Source organism: Bradyrhizobium sp. ARR65 (assembly GCF_000472385.1).
Taxonomy (GTDB): domain Bacteria; phylum Pseudomonadota; class Alphaproteobacteria; order Rhizobiales; family Xanthobacteraceae; genus Bradyrhizobium.
In genome coordinates this window covers 178133-193933 of record NZ_AWZU01000007.1, presented here as the reverse complement: position 1 = coordinate 193933, position 15801 = coordinate 178133, and the positions used below count along the sequence as shown (strand labels likewise).

The window sequence follows — 15801 nt, the reverse complement described above, 5'->3', positions numbered from 1 at the left end:
GCGTCGAGTACCCCAGCGTCAATGCAGCTTCACCGGTGGGCCGGCGCGATGCGCCAGAGCCCGGGCTAGGAGGCTCAGTACGGCACGCGGCGTGCCGCCGATCGCTCGTTCGTGCATGATGCGCAGCGAGAGGTACATGACCCGGGCAAACAGGCCGGCGACGAAGATGCTGCGGCCCGAAAGGAAACCCATCAGGTTTCCGACCGTGCTCCATCTGCCGAGGGAAACCAGCGAACCGAAGTCACGATATGCATAAGGCCGCAAAGTCTGGCCGCGCAAACGGCGCTCGATCTGGTGCGCCATATGCGATGCTTCTTGATGCGCCGCCTGCGCCCGCGGCGGCACTGGCGCTGATGAGCCTGGGCGAGGACAGGCGGCGCAGTCGCCGATCGCGAAGATCGCGGGATCGCGAGTCGTCTGCAATGTCGGCTCGACGACAAGCTGATTGATGCGATTGGTCTCCAAGCCGTCGAGTCGCCCTAACACGTCCGGAGCCTTCACGCCCGCTGCCCATACCACGAGCTCGGAGGCGATGAAGGAGCCGTCGGCGAGCGTGAGGCCCTGCGCCGTCACCTCCTTCACTTTGGCGCCGGTACGGACCTCGACGCCGATCTGGTCGAGGAGCCGTTGCGTCGCCTTCGAGATGCGCTGCGGCAGACCAGGCAGGATGCGCTTTGCAGCCTCAATCAAAACGATGCGGATGTCGCGTTCGGGGTCGATGCGATCGAGGCCATAGGCAACAACTTCTCGCGTCGTGCGATAAAGCTCGGCGGCCAATTCGGTGCCGGTCGCACCGGCGCCGACGATCGCCACATGAAGTTGGCCCGGCCGCACCGGGCCTGGCTGCGTCTGAGCGCGCAGACAGGCGTTGACCAGGCGTCGGTTGAACCGCTCCGCTTGCGCCGGCGTTTCCAAGGGCACGGCATATTTTGCGACGCCGCGCGTGCCGAAATCGTTGGTCACGCTGCCGATCGCCATCACCAATGTGTCGTATCCCACTGAGCGCAGCGGCGTGATCTGACGTCCTTCCTCGTCGACAGTGGCAGCGAGGCGCACTTCCTTCCTTTCCCGATCGAGCCCGATCATCTCGCCGAAGTGATAGCGGAAGCCGTGCCAATGCGCCTGGGCAAGGTAGTTGACCTCGTATTCGCCGGAATCGATGCTGCCGGCTGCCACAGAGTGCAAGAGCGGCTTCCATAGATGGGTCCGCGCAGAGTCGATCAGGGTGACCGATGCCCGCGAGCGCCTGCCGAGGCGATCGCCGAGTCGGGTGACTAGTTCCAGCCCAGCCGCGCCGCCCCCAACGACGACGACGCGGTGCAGCGCCGTCTCGCCAACGCGCTTGCCAGCGCGCAGCGTCGTCGTCTCGGAGCGCGGAGTTGGGCGCACCAAGTCATGATCGATCTGACGATCGAGGATCTCCGCCATCGATCTCACTCCAGATAAGTGGGACGGTAGACGCGGCTGCGGATCAGCGCGCCGATATCGTCCGGCCGCTTCACCCCCGCCAGTCCCTGGTGGAAAATGCACGCCGCAACCCGTTCGGCGACATGGAGCGACGCCTCAAGGATACGGCTCTGCGGCGGGTAGATCAGCCCGATCGAAAGGTTTTCCTCGGTGACCTGCTCGGCGAGAGCTTGCGCAGCAACCAGGAACATCTCATCGGTCACACGCGTCGCTTCAGTGGCAAACACCGCCATGCCCATGGCCGGAAAGATGTAGACGTTGTTGCCTTGGCCCGGCACGAAGCGCCGCCCGGCGATCTCGACCGGCGGAAACGGACTGCCGCTGGCGAAAATGGCCCGACCGTCGGACCAGCGATAGGCCTCCTCGGCCGTGCATTCGGAGCGGGAGGTCGGGTTCGAGTAAGGGAAGATAATGGGACGCTCGTTGATCCGGGCCATCGCCTCGATCACCTCGCGATTGAACAGTTTTGGCACGGCGCTGACGCCGATGATGGCAGTCGGCCGCACCGCCTCGACCGCTTCGACAAAAGTGGAGATTGGCGGTCGATCGTCGGCGAACGGCTTTTGAAATTCGGCGAGATCGGTGCGCGAGGTGACCAGCAGGCCGTTGATGTCAAATAGCGCGTTGTGGCGCCGCGCCGCGGCGAGGTCCATGCCCTCCCGCGCCATCGCGAGGCTGATCAGTTCGGCGATGCCCGTAGCGGCTGATCCCGCGCCGAGAAACAGGAAGCGCTGCTCGGAGAGCTTCTGTCCGGTAATGCGGGAGGCGGCGAGAATGCCGGCCAGCGCGATGCCCGCAGTGCCCTGGATGTCATCGTTGAAGGTGCAGACATTGTCGCGATAGCGCGCCAAAATCGGGACTGCGTTGAAGTTGGCGAAGTCCTCCCACTGGATGCAGCATTTCGGGTAGAGCTGCTGCACCGCTTCGACGAACTCGTCGACAAAGGCTAGATAGTCATCACCGCGCTCGCGGTGCTGGCGCAGACCAAGGTAAAGCGGGTCGTCGAGCAGCGCCTGATTGTTGGTGCCCACGTCGAGAACGACCGGCAGACAGCCTTGTGGCGGCACGCCGGCACAGGCGGTATATAGTGCCAGTTTGCCGATCGGAATGCCCATGCCGCCGGCGCCGAGATCGCCGAGACCGAGGATGCGCTCGCCGTCGGTGACAACGATGAAGCGCACATCCTTTTCCGGCCAGTTGGACAACAGCTCCTTCAGCCGGCCGCGCGCGGTGATCGGCAAGTACATGCCGCGCGGCGCCCGGAAGATATGGCCGAACTTCTGGCACGCCTCTCCGACGGTCGGCGTATAGACGATCGGCATGTAGGTCGCCGGGTCCGACATCAGGACGGCGTAATACAGCGACTCGTTGCGCACCTGCAGATCTGATAGAACGAGATATTTCTGCAGATCGTTGTCGAGCGCGGCGATTTCGGCGTGCCGGCGCGCCACCTGCAGCGCCATATTGGTGACCGCGGGGGGGAGCAGACCTTCGAGACCCCAGGCTCGGCGCTCCGCATCGGTAAAGGCCGTGCCCTTGTTGAGGCGCGGATTGTGCAGCAATTGGTAACCAGTGGGGTGGCCCAGCGTCGGTGCGGTCTTCTTGTTGATGAGTGCGGTCATCTACAATCACTCCGTCGAATTTGCCTTGATACGTCGCGGTATCGAACGCGTCAGATCCTTGCCGATGCTGAAATATCCAAGTGACCCATGCGTCGCTCACTCGCTTTGTGGGTGTTGCGGCGTTTTGCGCGATCTTGCCACTTCGTAAGTGATTGGCTGGGATCGCATCATGTGAACTGCTCCGCCATGATGATGGCGATGCTAATGGTTGCGACCGAGCCGACCGTACTCAGCAGCGTGGAGGCTGCCGCTTCATCCGAGTAGATGTGATAGCGCAGCGCGAGTACGGATGCGGTCGTTGCCGTCGGGATCGCGCCGGTCAGGAACAGCTCCTTGGCCGACGCTCCTTGAATGCCGAGCAACAGCACCAACCCAAGGAGGACGGCCGGCTGTCCGACGTTTTTCAATAGCGCGTTCAGCGCGACGTCGCGATTGATGCGGAAGCGTTGGCCGTAGAGGATCAGTCCCAACACGAATAGCGCGACGCCCGCGGCGGCCTTGCCGATCAAGTCAAACGAGAGCTGGAGAACCTGGGAAAGATGGACGCCGCTGAGCGCGAGCGCGGCGCCCGCGGCAGGCAGCCAGACCAGAGGCTGCTTGACCGCGCCAACAAGGCTGTGGGCGGCGAGTGACATCATGTTCCCTTTGGCAACGGTGCCCCCTGACCGATTTCGGCCAGGATGAGCGTGAGCGGGATCATGATCAGACTGGTTACGAGGTTGCCGATCACAACCACCGGCACGCCCTCCGGCCCCAGCACCGCCTCCAGCACCGGAAGCCCCGAATAGGCCATGCTGGGAAACGCGCAGGTAATCGCCTGCATCGCGCTTTCGCTTAGGCTATGGCGAAAGATCGCTCGACTGAGCATCAAAGCGAAGACGTAGGTGCCCATTAGTCCGACCGCAATCGCGAGCAGAAAGGGGCCATCTTTGAGCGCACTCGGAGAGACGCTCATTACGCCTTCGAAGAGGGCGAGCGGTAACGCAAAGTCGATGACGAATTTCGCAAACAGCGGTGCCGCGCTCTTCTTAATGATGTCAAAATGGGCTGCCAACCCTCCCAGAGCGACCACGAATACAACCGGCAGCAATGCTGATAAAATAGTCTGTGTCACGTTTCGGCTTTCTAGCGAGGGCTGCGGATCGTTTTGCCAACGGGAATGCGAACGCCGCGAGCCCTTCCGTTCTAGTAATTGTCCGTCGACGCAGCGGTCTTGCCTCTAAACACGGAGAGGCTGATGATCGTGTAGAGCAGCATGAGCGGGAACACGAAGAGACCCTCTCCCCAGAACATGAAGGCGAGGCTTGAGTGAGGGGCGGCCGCCTGTTCGATCGTGATCGAGAACGGAATCATGTAGGGCCAGAACGAGATCGCCAGCGTGCCAAAGGCCGCTGCGAAAATGACGGCGACCATCGGGAACGGCAGGGCGTCGTCGCGGCGATGAACGCTGGCGGCGAGGGCGATTGCGCCCAGCGCGCCGATCACCGGGAAGACGAATAAGGAGGGCCGGTCAAGCCATCGCGTCATGACCGGCAGGTGTTCGGCCAGGGCATAGGCGAACACAGCGATCAGGAAGACGAGCAGCGCAGCCGACAGATAAGGAATGAGGCGGTAGGCGTGATCGCGGACCTCACCCCCGCATTTCCGCACCAGCCAGCAGGCGCCGAGCAGTGCGTAGCCGATGCACAGGCCCGCGCCGCAAAGCACCGCGAACGGGCCAAACCAGTCGAATTCGCCACCAACATACCGGCCATCGGAGATTGGAAGACCTTCGACGAGAGCGCCTACCATCAAACCCTGGATGAACGTCGCGACCAGTGAGCCTGCCGCAAAACTTGCGTTCCAGATCCAGCGCATGCGTTTGGCCTTGGAGCGAAACTCGAAGGCTACGCCGCGCAGGATGAGCCCCGCCAGCATCAACAGGACAGGGAGATAGAACGCCGACATCAGAATCGAATAGACGAGGGGAAAAGCGCCCCAGAGGATCACGCCCGAGACGACGAGCCAGGTCTCATTGCCGTCCCAGACCGGCGCCACCGCACTGATCATGGCGTGCCGTGACGGCTCGCCTCTGGCTATGCCGAAGAGCATGCCGACGCCTAAGTCGAAGCCGTCCAGCAGCACGTAGATGAGAATGCTGATGGCAAGCAGCGTCACCCAGAACATGACCATCGCTATTCTCCTGGAACGTGAAGAGCTGCCGACGCCGCATCTGGTTCATCGACGACAGACAAGGGCCGGTTAGAGAAGGCGGCCGCCGGCGGCTGCACGAGGCGCCCAACCGGTCCTGCGCGCAGCAGCCGGTAGATGTAATAAATGCCGAACGCAAAGATGAAGGTGTAGATCGCGCAAAAGACGACAAGCGAGATCATGGCCGTCTGGGTCGTCAGGAACGGCGTCATTGCGTTCGCAGTCCTAAGTACGCCGTAAACAACCCAGGGCTGGCGCCCCACCTCGGCCGTGAACCAGCCGGTCAACGTCGCGATAAAGGGCAGCGGAAAGCTGAGAAACGTAGCCCAGAGCAGCGTCCGGTTTCGCGCCAATCGCCCCTTGCGGCTCAGATAGGCTCCGATCCAGGCCACGGCCAACATAAGGAAGCCGCAACCGACCATGATCCGGAAGGTGAAGAATGGAATGAGGACCGGCGGCCAGTCGTTCTCGGGAATGCTGTCGAGCCCAACCTCCGCGGCGTCGAGGCTGTCGGAGTCGATCAAGCTGCCCAGGGGTGGAGGCAAGGTGATCGCGAAGAGATTGCGCCGATTTGCCACGTCCGGCCATGCGAGCAGCACCTCGGATGCTGGCTGTTCATTGTGCCATCGCGCCTCGATGGCGGCCATCTTCGCGGGTTGGTAACGGACAACGTATTCACCGTTGAGGTGCCCGAACACGAGTTGGACCGGCACGAGCACCGCTGCCAAGTACAGGCCCATGCGAAGCATGATCTTCGCTTCAGCGATAAACGTTCGCCGCAGCAAATACCAGGCTCCGGCCGCAGCAACGCAGAACGCGCCGGTCAGGTAGGCGGCGAGCAGCATGTGCGGAAAGCGCGACCAGACCACCGAGTTGAAGATGATCTTGGTCCAGTCGTTCGGCGCGAACATGCCGTTCTCGACGACATAACCGAATGGCACCTGCATCCAGCTGTTGTTGATCATGATCCAGAACGCCGACAGGGTGGTGCCGAGCGCGACCATCGCGGTCGATAACAGGTAGAACCACGGGGCAACCTTCGGGCGGCCGAACAGCAGCACGCCAAGGAAACCTGCCTCCAGCGCGAAAGCGGTGAATGTTTCGTAGGAGAGAAGCACCCCTTGGATCGGTCCCGTCATCCGTGAAAAATCACTCCAGTTCGTGCCAATCTCGAAGGCCATGACGACCCCTGAGACGACGCCGAACCCGAACGCCACAGCGAAGATTTTGAGCCAGAACTCAAACAGCAGGCGGTAGGCCGGGCGCCCGGTTGCGAGATGGAGCGCTTCGAGCACGGTGAGCCAAGCTGCCAGGCCGATCGTGAAGGATGGAAAGATGATGTGAAACGAGACGGTAAACGCGAACTGCAGCCGCGACAGAAGAAGCGCCGTGATGTCCATGGTGCACGTGCCTTTATCGCCAGAGATTGGTCTTTGCGAGGTCGATGACCTCGTCGGCCCGGCCGCTCATGATTGCCTTCACCATGTAGAGCGAGAAGCCCTTCGCCATTTCGACGTGGATCGATGGCGGCACGGCAAGCTCTGTCCGGCTGACGACCGCATCGATGAGAACAGGGCCGTCGTGTGCGAGGGCAGCGGCTACCCCGTCCTCCACTTTGGCGGGGTCTTCGATCCGGATGCCGCGAATGCCGACGGCCTCGGCCATGGCCGCGAAATTCGGGTTCTTGAGCTCCGTCCCAAAATCGAGAAAGCCGGTGCCTTTCTGCTCAAGCTCAATGAAGCCAAGTGCGCCATTGTTGAACACCACAATCTTGGCGGGAAGGCCGTACTGCGCGAGCGTCAGCAAATCGCCCATCAGCATGGTGAAGCCCCCGTCACCGGAGAGCGAAATCACCTGCCGGCTGGGAAACGTGGCTTGCGCGCCGATTGCCTGCGGCATCGCATTGGCCATCGAGCCGTGCCAGAATGAGCCGATCAGCCGCCGTTTGCCGTTCATGGCGAGGTAGCGCGCGGCCCAGACCGTCGGCAGACCCACATCGCAAGTGAAGACCGCATCATCGGCGGCCAGGTCACTCACGGCCTTCGCGATCTGCTGCGGATGTATCAACTTGCCGCTGCCCGGGCGCGCAAGCTCATCGAGGCCTTTGCGCGCCTTGCGGTAGTGTTCGCGTGCTTGCGCAAGATGGCTATCATCTCGCTTCTCGTTGAGAAGCGGTAGAAGCGCGTCGATGGTCGCGCGCACGTCGCCGATTACGGCGAGATCAACCGGTGTACGGCGCCCGATGACTTCTGCCCTCAGGTCGACCTGCGCGATCTTCACTCCCGACCCGCGCGGATAGAACTGCCGATAGGGGAAGTCAGTCCCGAGCATGAGCAAGACATCGCAATCGAGCATCGCGTAATAGCCCGATGAAAAGCCGAGGAGCCCGGTCATGCCGACGTCGTACGGATTCTCCCACTGGACATGTTCCTTGCCCTTGAGGGGGTGAACGATAGGAGCCTTGATCCGCTCGGCGAGAGCCACGATCTGCTCATGCGCTCCCTGACAACCCGAGCCGCACAGCATGGTGACGCGGCTCTCTGAATTGAGCAGCGCGGCCAATTGATCCAAAGATTCGTTTGCCGCCGCCGCGGCGGGGCGGGCCGGCAGGAGATTCGCGGGCTGCGGGTCCGATGCTGCAAGCGCGGGCTGCAGCGCGACATCGCCGGGAATGACCACCACGGAAACGCCGCGGTCTGTGATGGCCTTGCGGATCGCGAGCTCCAGCGTACGTGGCATCTGATCGGCGCCGGAAATCAACTCGCAATAATGACTGCATTCCTTGAACAACTGCTCAGGATGCGTCTCCTGGAAATAGCCAGAGCCGATCTCGCTCGACGGGATTTGGGCGGCGATGGCGAGCACGGGCACGCGGGAGCGATGACAATCGAACAGGCCATTGATGAGATGCAGATTGCCGGGTCCGCAACCGCCCGCGCACACCGCAATGTCGCCGGTGAGATGGGCGTCTGCACCCGCCGCGAAGGCTGCGACCTCCTCGTGCCTCACATGGATCCATTCGATCTTGCCCTGACGACGGATCGAGTCCGTCAGTCCGTTGAGGCTGTCGCCTACGATGCCGTAGATTCGTTTGACCCCGGCCGCGACGAGGATTTCCGCGAATTGATCCGCCACCGTTTTTGACATGCTCTTGCTCGCGTCTGGAGGGGGCTAATTCCTGTACAGAGATAAGTCATGTCCGAAGCGTTCGGCTTGAGTGAAATTGCCATGTCACGGCGTGATTGCTTAAATGTCGCCTCGGAGCCGGCCGGGCGAACCAAGATTTGGCTTTGTCCCGTAAGCGAGCGGAACGACAAAGCGACCTTCGCCAAGAAGTTGGAGGCAAGTCAGCCTCATCACCGGTTTATTTCGGCGCGACATAGCGCGCTGGCGGCGCCATGAACTCCGGGCCGATCGGATCGGTAATCGTTTCGCGCAGGATGCGATCGATTTCCGCCTTTGCGGACGTATCGAGTTGCCAGCCGCTCACATCGTCGACCGGGAGCAGCTGCGCGGGGTTGCGCGCACCCCAGAGCGCCGTTGTGATGCCCTGGTCAAGCATCCACCGGATCGCCAGGTGGATAACACGCTTGCCGAACCGTTGCTGCGCAACCTGATCGAGCCGCTCTACGGCGGTGAGATATTGCGCGAAGCGCGGTGTTTGAAATTTCGGATCCTTGCGGCGCAGGTCATCCCCATCGAACTTGCTATCCGGGCGCATCCGGCCGGAGAGAAGACCGCGGCAAAGCGCCCCATAACCGAAAGTCGCAATATTGTTCTCGAGGCAATAGGGAAGGACGTCGGACTCGATGCCGCGCTCGAACAAATTGTACGGCGACTGGAGGACGTGCAACGGGGCAATTCGCCGGAACCGCTCCATCTGTTCAGTCGAAAAATTGCTGACTCCGATCGCGCGTATCGTGCCTTGCTCGAACAGTTCGCGCATGGCCTCGGCAGTTTCCTCGATGGTCACCAGCGGATCCGGCCAGTGCACCTGATAGATATCGATGTAATCGGTTCGAAGCCGACGCAGCGACTGCTTGACCTCCCAAAAGATTCGGGCGCGAGTGGCGTCGCGGAATACACGCTCGCCTTGCCATTCCAGTCCTGCCTTTGTTGCGATCAGCACGCGCGAGCGCAGGCCTCCCTCCGCAAGCGCCTTGCCGACGATCTCTTCGGAGCGGCCAAATCCGTAGACCGGCGCGGTATCGACCACGGTGACGCCATGCTCGATTGCACCGCGGATCGTTTTGATCGATTCCGCTTCATCGGTGCCACCCCACATCCAGCCGCCGATTGCCCACGTCCCGATCGTGACTCGCGATACCTGAAGCGACGTTCCAGGAATTTCAGCGCATTCCATCGCCGTTTCACGCGGCCTGACCTCGACAGCCTTGGCTTCACCATCCATAAGCTTTGCTCCTTCGCTTGACACAAGTGCAGCTCGCCCTGGAGACAGGACGGCCCGTCCTCGGTTCAGGTTGACTTCAATTGCGCGGGATCGATCGGTAGCGCGCGAATCCGCTTTCCGGTTGCGGCGAAGATCGCGTTGCAGATCGCCGGCGCAATTGGCGGCACTCCGGGCTCGCCGACACCGCCGGGAGGCGCGCTGCTCTCGACAAGATGGACATGCGTTTCGGGGGTGATGTCGGTACGAGCGACGAGATAATCGCTGAAATTGCTCTGTTCGATGCGTCCCTGATTGATGCTGATATTGCTGTAGAGCGCATTGCTGATGCCCATGATCACGGCGCCTTCGAGCTGCGCGCGCACGCGATCGGGATTGACGACGAGGCCGCAATCGAGTCCGATATCGACCCGTGGGATTGTGATCTGGCCGTCGGCGCCAACGGCAACCTGCACTACCGCGGCTGCGTAGCTCAGGAAGCTGCGATGGACGGCGACGCCGCGACCATGCCTCGACGGCAGACGGCTGCCCCAGCCGCTGTTTTGCGCGACCAGATCGAGAACTCCCCGTAGCCTTCCGGTGTCGGCCGGATACATATCAAGCGATGCGCCGTAGTTCGGATAGTCGACATGCATCGCAGCGAAATCGAGTTTGCGCGGCTCGCCCAATAACTCGCGCAGATATTCGAGCGGGTCTTTGCCGGCCGCATGCGCCAGCTCATCGGCGAATGAGCAGACCGCGAAGGCATGCGGAATGTTGTAGACCGAGCGATACCAACCAATCCTGACGTGATTGGCCGCCGGACCGTTCTCGCACCGGACGTTGGCGATCGCGTAGGGCATGTCGGTGACGCCCTGCTGCAGTTCGCCGGCGCTGCCGTATGTTACGTCCGGCTGAAACGTTGACTCGATCGCGGGAAAGACCGTGCGATGCAGCCAGGCCGATGGACGCCCCTTGGCATCGAGCCCGGCCTCCAGATGCTGGGCCGAAATCGCGTGGTAATAGTCATGCTGGATTTCGTCTTCGCGCGTCCACGTCACCTTGACGGGGGAACCGATTTTGCGGGACAGCAGCGCCGCCTCGGCCACATAGTCGGACTTCGACTTGCGGCCGAACGCACCTCCGAGCAGCGTGACATTGACGGTAACGTCTTCCTCGGTCAGGCCCAACACTTGCGCCGCGGTCGTGCGTGGCGATTGCGGGAATTGGGTTGGAGTCCAGATTTCGCATTTGCCGTCGACGAAGTGCGCGACAGCGTTCGGCACCTCCATCGGCGCATGGGCGTAATAGGGCACGAAATAATCTGCCGCGATGTGGTGCTTGGCGGCGCCTAGCGCTGCGTCGACGTTGCCTTGATTGCGAACGACCCGACCGGGCTGCTTCGCCGTCGCCTCGAGTTGGGCACGATACGCAGTCGAATCGTGGCTGGCGTTGGGGCCGAAATCCCAGGTGATCTTGAGCTTTTCGCGGCCCTGCTGGGCCGACCAGGTGTTGCTTGCGATGACGGCAATGCCGCCGAGCGGATAGAAGCCGGACGGAATCGGTGTTGCCGGAATCTCCACGACTTGCTCGACGCCGGGCACTTTCATCGCCTCGGTGGCGTCGAATTGCGAGGCTTTGCCGCCATAGACCGGGCAGCGCTCAATAGATGCGTACTTCATCCCGGGAAGGACGACGTCGATGCCATAGGTGGCCTTGCCACGAACGATGGCGTTGAGGTCAACGATCGGAACGGGCTTGCCGACGTAGCGCCATTCATTCGCCGGCCGGAAGCGCAATTCCATATGGTCGGGTGGTGCTATCTCAAGCGTTGCCGCGATCCTCGCGGCGTCGCCAAACGACAGCTGCCGTCCGCTTGGGACATGAACGATCGTGTGGTTGCGCGCCTGGCAATCGTTTGCGTTGACGCTCCAGACATGCGCCGCAGCCGCCTCGAGCATCTGACGGGCTGAGGCGCCCGCGATGCGCATCGGCTCGTAGAATTGACGTGTGCTGCGAGATCCATCGGTGTTCTGGTCACCATATTTCGGATCGCCCTGAGCTTGTACGATCTTGACCCGGGTCCAGTCGGCGCCGAGCTCATCTGCGAGCACCATCGGCAATCCCGTTTTGATTCCAGTCCCCATCTCCGAGCGGTGCGCAACGATCGTCACATCGCCGCTTGGATCGATCGTCAAATAGACGTTGGGTTCGAAGGCTGCGCCGGCGTGAGCTTCTGCCGCCACTGCCGGAAATTCCCGAAATCCGATCGAGAAGCCAAGAACAAGGCCGGCAGCGCCGCCTACGAATTCACGCCGGCTGAGATTTACGACAGTAGTCATCACATGGCCTCGGCGACTGACTTGATTGCCGCGCGAATCCGCACATAGGTGCCGCAACGGCAAATGTTGCCCGACATGGCATCGGTGATTTCCTGATCGGTCGGCTTGGCGGTCTGCTTCAGCAGGGCGGCCGCCTGCATGATCTGGCCAGGCTGGCAATAGCCGCACTGGGGTACGTTGTTGGCCTGCCAGGCGCGCTGCACGGGATGTGTGCCGTCAGTGCTCAGCCCTTCGATGGTTACAATCTTGTGCCCCGTGGCTGCTGACAGCGGCGTGACGCAGGAACGCACCGCGTCCCCGTCCAGGTGCACAGTGCAGGCGCCGCAAGCGCCGACGCCGCAGCCAAATTTGGTGCCGGTTAAACCGACAAGATCGCGGATCACCCACAGCAGAGGCATTTGTGGATCGGCGTCAACGTCGTGCACAGCACCGTTGATGTTGATTTGTGGCATATCAATTCTCGCAACACTGGTGAGATGAACGCAAGCTAATCACCATGGCGATGGCCCTCTTGAGGGTGCTTGCGGTTTATTGACCGCAGTTGCTGCGATCGTGATTTGGGTTCGGCGCTGACGGCGGCTAAGGAGCGCAGGAGGCTCGGTCGGTTTGACGAAAGCTGCTTCAGGCAGGAATTCGGCTGTTGGAGCAATTCCCAACAAGCGTTCCTGCCCGGCATCGCTGAGAACGCTGCGGGAAGGCGCTTCCACTTTTAGGACAATGCCGGAATGAATCTCTGGATCAGCTCGGCCATTGCAATGCTCGCCACGCTTAGCGCCGCGATTGTATGCGCGGAGGAGGCGAGCACGAATCTATCGCCGGCCGCGCTGGAGGAAATCGAGAAGGTTGAGGCTGATATTGACCGGATCGAGACCGAAGTGCTCCAGCGGCTATCCCCACCGCCGAATAACCAGGTGCAGCAGATCGAGCTGCTCGGCAAACTGATGCTCTACGATAAGGAGCTGTCGGTGAATCGCAACGAGGCATGTGCGTTCTGCCACACGCCTGAAACTGGCTTCACCGGGCCGATATCCGAGCTCAATCGCACCACCGGCTCCTATCCTGGTTCGGTGCGGACCCGCTCCAGCAACCGCAAGCCGCAGTCGCACGCCTACGCACCGCTTTCGCCCGTGTTGCATTACAATCCCGGCCAGGGTGATTTGGTCGGCGGCAATTTCTGGGACATGCGTGCAACTGGTCGCCGCCTGGGCAATCCCGCGGCCGAACAGGCCGAGGGCCCACCAACCAATCCGGTCGAGATGGGATTGCCTGACATCGCCTGTGCAGTATACCGGGCTTCACAGCGACCCTATCGCGGCCTCTTCGAGATGGTCTGGGGCGAGCAAGCCTTTGCAATTCAATGGCCGAATGATGTCGAGCAGGTATGCAATCGGCCGGGTCCGGCCACTGACAATGACAAGATGCCGGTTCACTTGACACCGGTAGATCGCGGCCGCGCCGCAGCCACGTTTGATCAGATGGCGCAGTCGATCGCGAGCTATGAGGCTTCCGCAGAGGTGACCGCGCTTACCTCCAAGTTCGATGCAGTGCAGGCGGGCAGGGCGCAGTTCACACCCCAGGAGCAGGCGGGTTACGCGCTGTTCCGCGGCAAGGCGCAATGTAACAATTGCCACCGCGACGGCGGCCCCGGCGAAGACCCACTGTTCACCGACTTCACCGCGAGCAATATCGGAACGCCCGCGAACCCATTGCTGCCCTATTACGCCGAAGCGCGACCTGATGCAGCGGGCTACCTCGCCAACCCGGCCGGCTCTTCTTATGTCGATCCCGGCGTCGCCGGCTTTCTCGCCACGGATCACCTGCTGAGCCAGCCTTCGGAAGTCGATGCGCACTGGGTGCCGCTCGCACCGCAGAACGAGGGGCGCTTCCAGGTCCCGACGTTGCGCAATGTCGACAAGCGGCCCAATGCCACTTTCATCAAGGCTTATGGACACAATGGCTATTTCAAGAGTCTCAAATCGATCGTGCATTTCTACAATACACGCGACGTCCTGCGGCGCTGCAGCCCCAATGACCCCGGCGAGGGCATTACGTGCTGGCCTGCGCCGGAGTCGACGAAGAACATGAATACCAAATTCGTTGGTAAGCTCGGCCTTTCCGACGAGGAGGAAGATGCGCTGGTGAGCTTCATGCAGACGCTTAGCGACGGCTTTATGCAGCGGTAACTGTCGCGCGATCGACGCCAAGGGATACTTCACGCCGCGCTAGAAAAACGCGCAATCGATCACTTCAAGGTCTCCAGATAGGCGATCACATTCTGGCGGTCCGTCGCGTTCGGCACCGAAATGAACATCTTGGTACCATGGATATCGGCGGCCGGGTTGGCGAGAAACTGGTCGAGGCTATGTTCGTCCCAGCTGATATTCGCCGCCTTCAACGCTGGTGAGTAGTTGTAGCCGGCTTCCGTTCCGCTTTTGCGCCCGACGACGCCGGCGAGCGATGGGCCGATCTTGTTTTCGCCTGGCTTTGTCGAATGACAGGCCGCGCAGCGCGCGAACACCTGCTGCCCCGCTGCTGCGCTCCCGGCCGCGCTGGCCGACGATGGAGCGGCGACCACTGCGGCGCTTGCTGCGATAGTAGCGAAAGCAGCGAGAACTGCATCAGTTCTGTTTCGCATGTTTTGAGCACCTCGCAATTGAGACCGCGACGAGTCTAGGCGGGTCGTGCCAATCTTGCTTGTTGCGGCTTGCTGGGATCGCGGTGTTCTTGCCCTCTGCACGACGCGGGGTCCCGATTGAGGTGAAAGGCGTTAACGAGATTGCATCGCGTCCCGCGACCAGGACGTCCGATCACGGTCTAAGTCTAGGCTGCGCCGATGAGAATACCGACTGCGAGCACAATGACGCCACCGAGCACGATCTGGAATACGGCCTTCAAGAACGGCGTGTCCATGTAACGCGCACGAATAAAAGCGATTGCCCACAATTCGAAGAACACCACGACGCCAGCAACTGCGGTAGCAATCAAGAAGGCATTGGGCCAGGAACGAGATAGGGCATCGAGTGGCCGAGACCGCCGACTGTGGTCATCAGCCCGCAGGTTAATCCGCGCAGCCAGGGCGAACCGCGTCCGGTTAGCAGTCCGTCGTCGGATAAAGCCTCGGCAAACCCCATGCTGATGCCGGCGCCGATCGAGGTCGCCAATCCCACCAGCAAGGTCTGCCCGTTCTGGTGCTTAGCAAAAGCAGCGGCGAACAGCGGCGCCGACGTCGACACCGAACCATCCATCAACCCGGCTGGACATATTGCAGGACGAACACCCGACGCCGCGTCTTGTCCTCGGCCTCGCGTGCATCCGGGTTCAAGATCCGATCGGTCAGCTTCGCCGCGAACTGCTCGTCATCCTTTTCCGCATCGGCAAGGTCGCAGAGCAACCGGCGTATGCTGGCGTTCTCGGCGTGTGCAGCCGCCTTGGCATAAAAGCGTTCGGCTTCGAACTCCTAGCGTCGACTTCATTGCGAATAGTGTCCAGCGACTGGTTCTTCGTCAGCCAGACCGGACGGCGCTTCAGGAATCCTCTGACATCTTCTTTCCGGATAAGCGGGAGACCTTTGCCAAAACGCTTTTCATACATTTCCAAAAGCAAATGTCGATGACCGCGTGGCCATCTCCTCGAACACCTTGTCCGGATAGCGGTCCGCGAAATCCTCGGCGAATGTCATGTAGATGCGGCTATCTTCCTCCTCCGAGGCGATCGCGACTGCCAGCAGCTCGCGCTCGGTCAAATCTGAGAAATTCTTCGCGGCAGCCCTTTTTGCTTGGCTTGGAAGTGATGC

At 61.4% G+C, this 15801-nt stretch carries 12 protein-coding genes and 1 pseudogene; 1 reads left to right on the top strand and 12 read right to left on the bottom strand.

Annotated elements, in window-relative coordinates; translation table 11 throughout:
• Positions 1–18: 18 nt before the first annotated feature.
• The 10 genes from F758_RS0111240 to F758_RS0111200 form a co-directional block, all read right to left on the bottom strand.
• Positions 19–1428: an NAD(P)/FAD-dependent oxidoreductase gene (locus tag F758_RS0111240; protein ID WP_024507960.1), complete on the bottom strand. Its 1410-nt coding sequence runs from the start codon at positions 1426–1428 to the stop codon at positions 19–21.
• Positions 1429–1433: 5 nt separating this feature from the next.
• Complete coding sequence (locus tag F758_RS0111235; protein WP_024507959.1) at positions 1434–3089, bottom strand: NAD-dependent malic enzyme; 1656 nt, start codon at positions 3087–3089, stop codon at positions 1434–1436.
• A gap of 167 nt (positions 3090–3256) precedes the next feature.
• Positions 3257–3727 carry an AEC family transporter gene (locus F758_RS47500; protein ID WP_051386799.1) on the bottom strand — a complete coding sequence of 157 codons (471 nt, stop codon included), beginning with the start codon at positions 3725–3727 and terminating at the stop codon, positions 3257–3259.
• A complete protein-coding gene (locus F758_RS47495; RefSeq protein WP_084305238.1) occupies positions 3724–4203 on the bottom strand; it encodes an AEC family transporter in 480 nt (159 codons plus the stop codon). The genes F758_RS47500 and F758_RS47495 overlap by 4 nt, the downstream gene beginning before the upstream one ends.
• Positions 4204–4274: 71 nt before the next feature.
• On the bottom strand, positions 4275–5261 hold the full coding sequence (gene cydB / locus F758_RS0111225; protein ID WP_024507958.1) for a cytochrome d ubiquinol oxidase subunit II: 987 nt from the start codon (positions 5259–5261) through the stop codon (positions 4275–4277).
• A gap of 2 nt (positions 5262–5263) precedes the next feature.
• Positions 5264–6679, bottom strand: a complete 1416-nt coding sequence (locus F758_RS0111220) for a cytochrome ubiquinol oxidase subunit I (RefSeq protein ID WP_024507957.1) — start codon at positions 6677–6679, stop codon at positions 5264–5266.
• A gap of 13 nt (positions 6680–6692) precedes the next feature.
• Positions 6693–8426 carry a ubiquinone-dependent pyruvate dehydrogenase gene (gene poxB / locus F758_RS0111215; RefSeq protein ID WP_024507956.1) on the bottom strand — a complete coding sequence of 578 codons (1734 nt, stop codon included), beginning with the start codon at positions 8424–8426 and terminating at the stop codon, positions 6693–6695.
• Positions 8427–8643: 217 nt separating this feature from the next.
• Complete coding sequence (locus F758_RS0111210; protein WP_349542569.1) at positions 8644–9690, bottom strand: aldo/keto reductase; 1047 nt, start codon at positions 9688–9690, stop codon at positions 8644–8646.
• A gap of 65 nt (positions 9691–9755) precedes the next feature.
• Positions 9756–12008, bottom strand: a complete 2253-nt coding sequence (locus tag F758_RS0111205) for a xanthine dehydrogenase family protein molybdopterin-binding subunit (RefSeq protein WP_024507954.1) — start codon at positions 12006–12008, stop codon at positions 9756–9758.
• Positions 12008–12460: a (2Fe-2S)-binding protein gene (locus F758_RS0111200; protein WP_024507953.1), complete on the bottom strand. Its 453-nt coding sequence runs from the start codon at positions 12458–12460 to the stop codon at positions 12008–12010. The genes F758_RS0111205 and F758_RS0111200 overlap by 1 nt, the downstream gene beginning before the upstream one ends.
• Positions 12461–12733: 273 nt before the next feature.
• Here F758_RS0111200 and F758_RS0111195 point away from each other — a divergent pair, with 273 nt between their 5' ends.
• Positions 12734–14191, top strand: a complete 1458-nt coding sequence (locus tag F758_RS0111195; protein WP_024507952.1) for a cytochrome-c peroxidase — start codon at positions 12734–12736, stop codon at positions 14189–14191.
• Between the two features lie 59 nt (positions 14192–14250).
• On the opposite strand, the gene F758_RS0111190 is transcribed toward F758_RS0111195, so the two are convergent.
• Together F758_RS0111190 and mbfA are read right to left on the bottom strand one after the other, a co-directional pair.
• Positions 14251–14643, bottom strand: a complete 393-nt coding sequence (locus tag F758_RS0111190; RefSeq protein ID WP_035721625.1) for a c-type cytochrome — start codon at positions 14641–14643, stop codon at positions 14251–14253.
• Positions 14644–14828: 185 nt separating this feature from the next.
• Positions 14829–15750: pseudogene (mbfA, locus tag F758_RS43635) on the bottom strand (iron exporter MbfA).
• Between the last annotated feature and the right edge of the window lie 51 nt (positions 15751–15801).

Coding starts and splice junctions, on each gene's coding strand:
- F758_RS0111200 (WP_024507953.1), bottom strand. CDS start 12,460: ATGCCACAAATCAACATCAACGGTGCTGTGCACGACGTTGACGCCGAT.
- F758_RS0111210 (WP_349542569.1), bottom strand. CDS start 9,690: ATGGATGGTGAAGCCAAGGCTGTCGAGGTCAGGCCGCGTGAAACGGCG.
- cydB (WP_024507958.1), bottom strand. CDS start 5,261: ATGGTCATGTTCTGGGTGACGCTGCTTGCCATCAGCATTCTCATCTAC.
- F758_RS0111240 (WP_024507960.1), bottom strand. CDS start 1,428: ATGGCGGAGATCCTCGATCGTCAGATCGATCATGACTTGGTGCGCCCA.
- poxB (WP_024507956.1), bottom strand. CDS start 8,426: ATGTCAAAAACGGTGGCGGATCAATTCGCGGAAATCCTCGTCGCGGCC.
- F758_RS0111235 (WP_024507959.1), bottom strand. CDS start 3,089: ATGACCGCACTCATCAACAAGAAGACCGCACCGACGCTGGGCCACCCC.
- F758_RS0111190 (WP_035721625.1), bottom strand. CDS start 14,643: ATGCGAAACAGAACTGATGCAGTTCTCGCTGCTTTCGCTACTATCGCA.
- F758_RS0111205 (WP_024507954.1), bottom strand. CDS start 12,008: ATGACTACTGTCGTAAATCTCAGCCGGCGTGAATTCGTAGGCGGCGCT.
- F758_RS47500 (WP_051386799.1), bottom strand. CDS start 3,727: ATGATGTCACTCGCCGCCCACAGCCTTGTTGGCGCGGTCAAGCAGCCT.
- F758_RS0111195 (WP_024507952.1), top strand. CDS start 12,734: ATGAATCTCTGGATCAGCTCGGCCATTGCAATGCTCGCCACGCTTAGC.
- F758_RS0111220 (WP_024507957.1), bottom strand. CDS start 6,679: ATGGACATCACGGCGCTTCTTCTGTCGCGGCTGCAGTTCGCGTTTACC.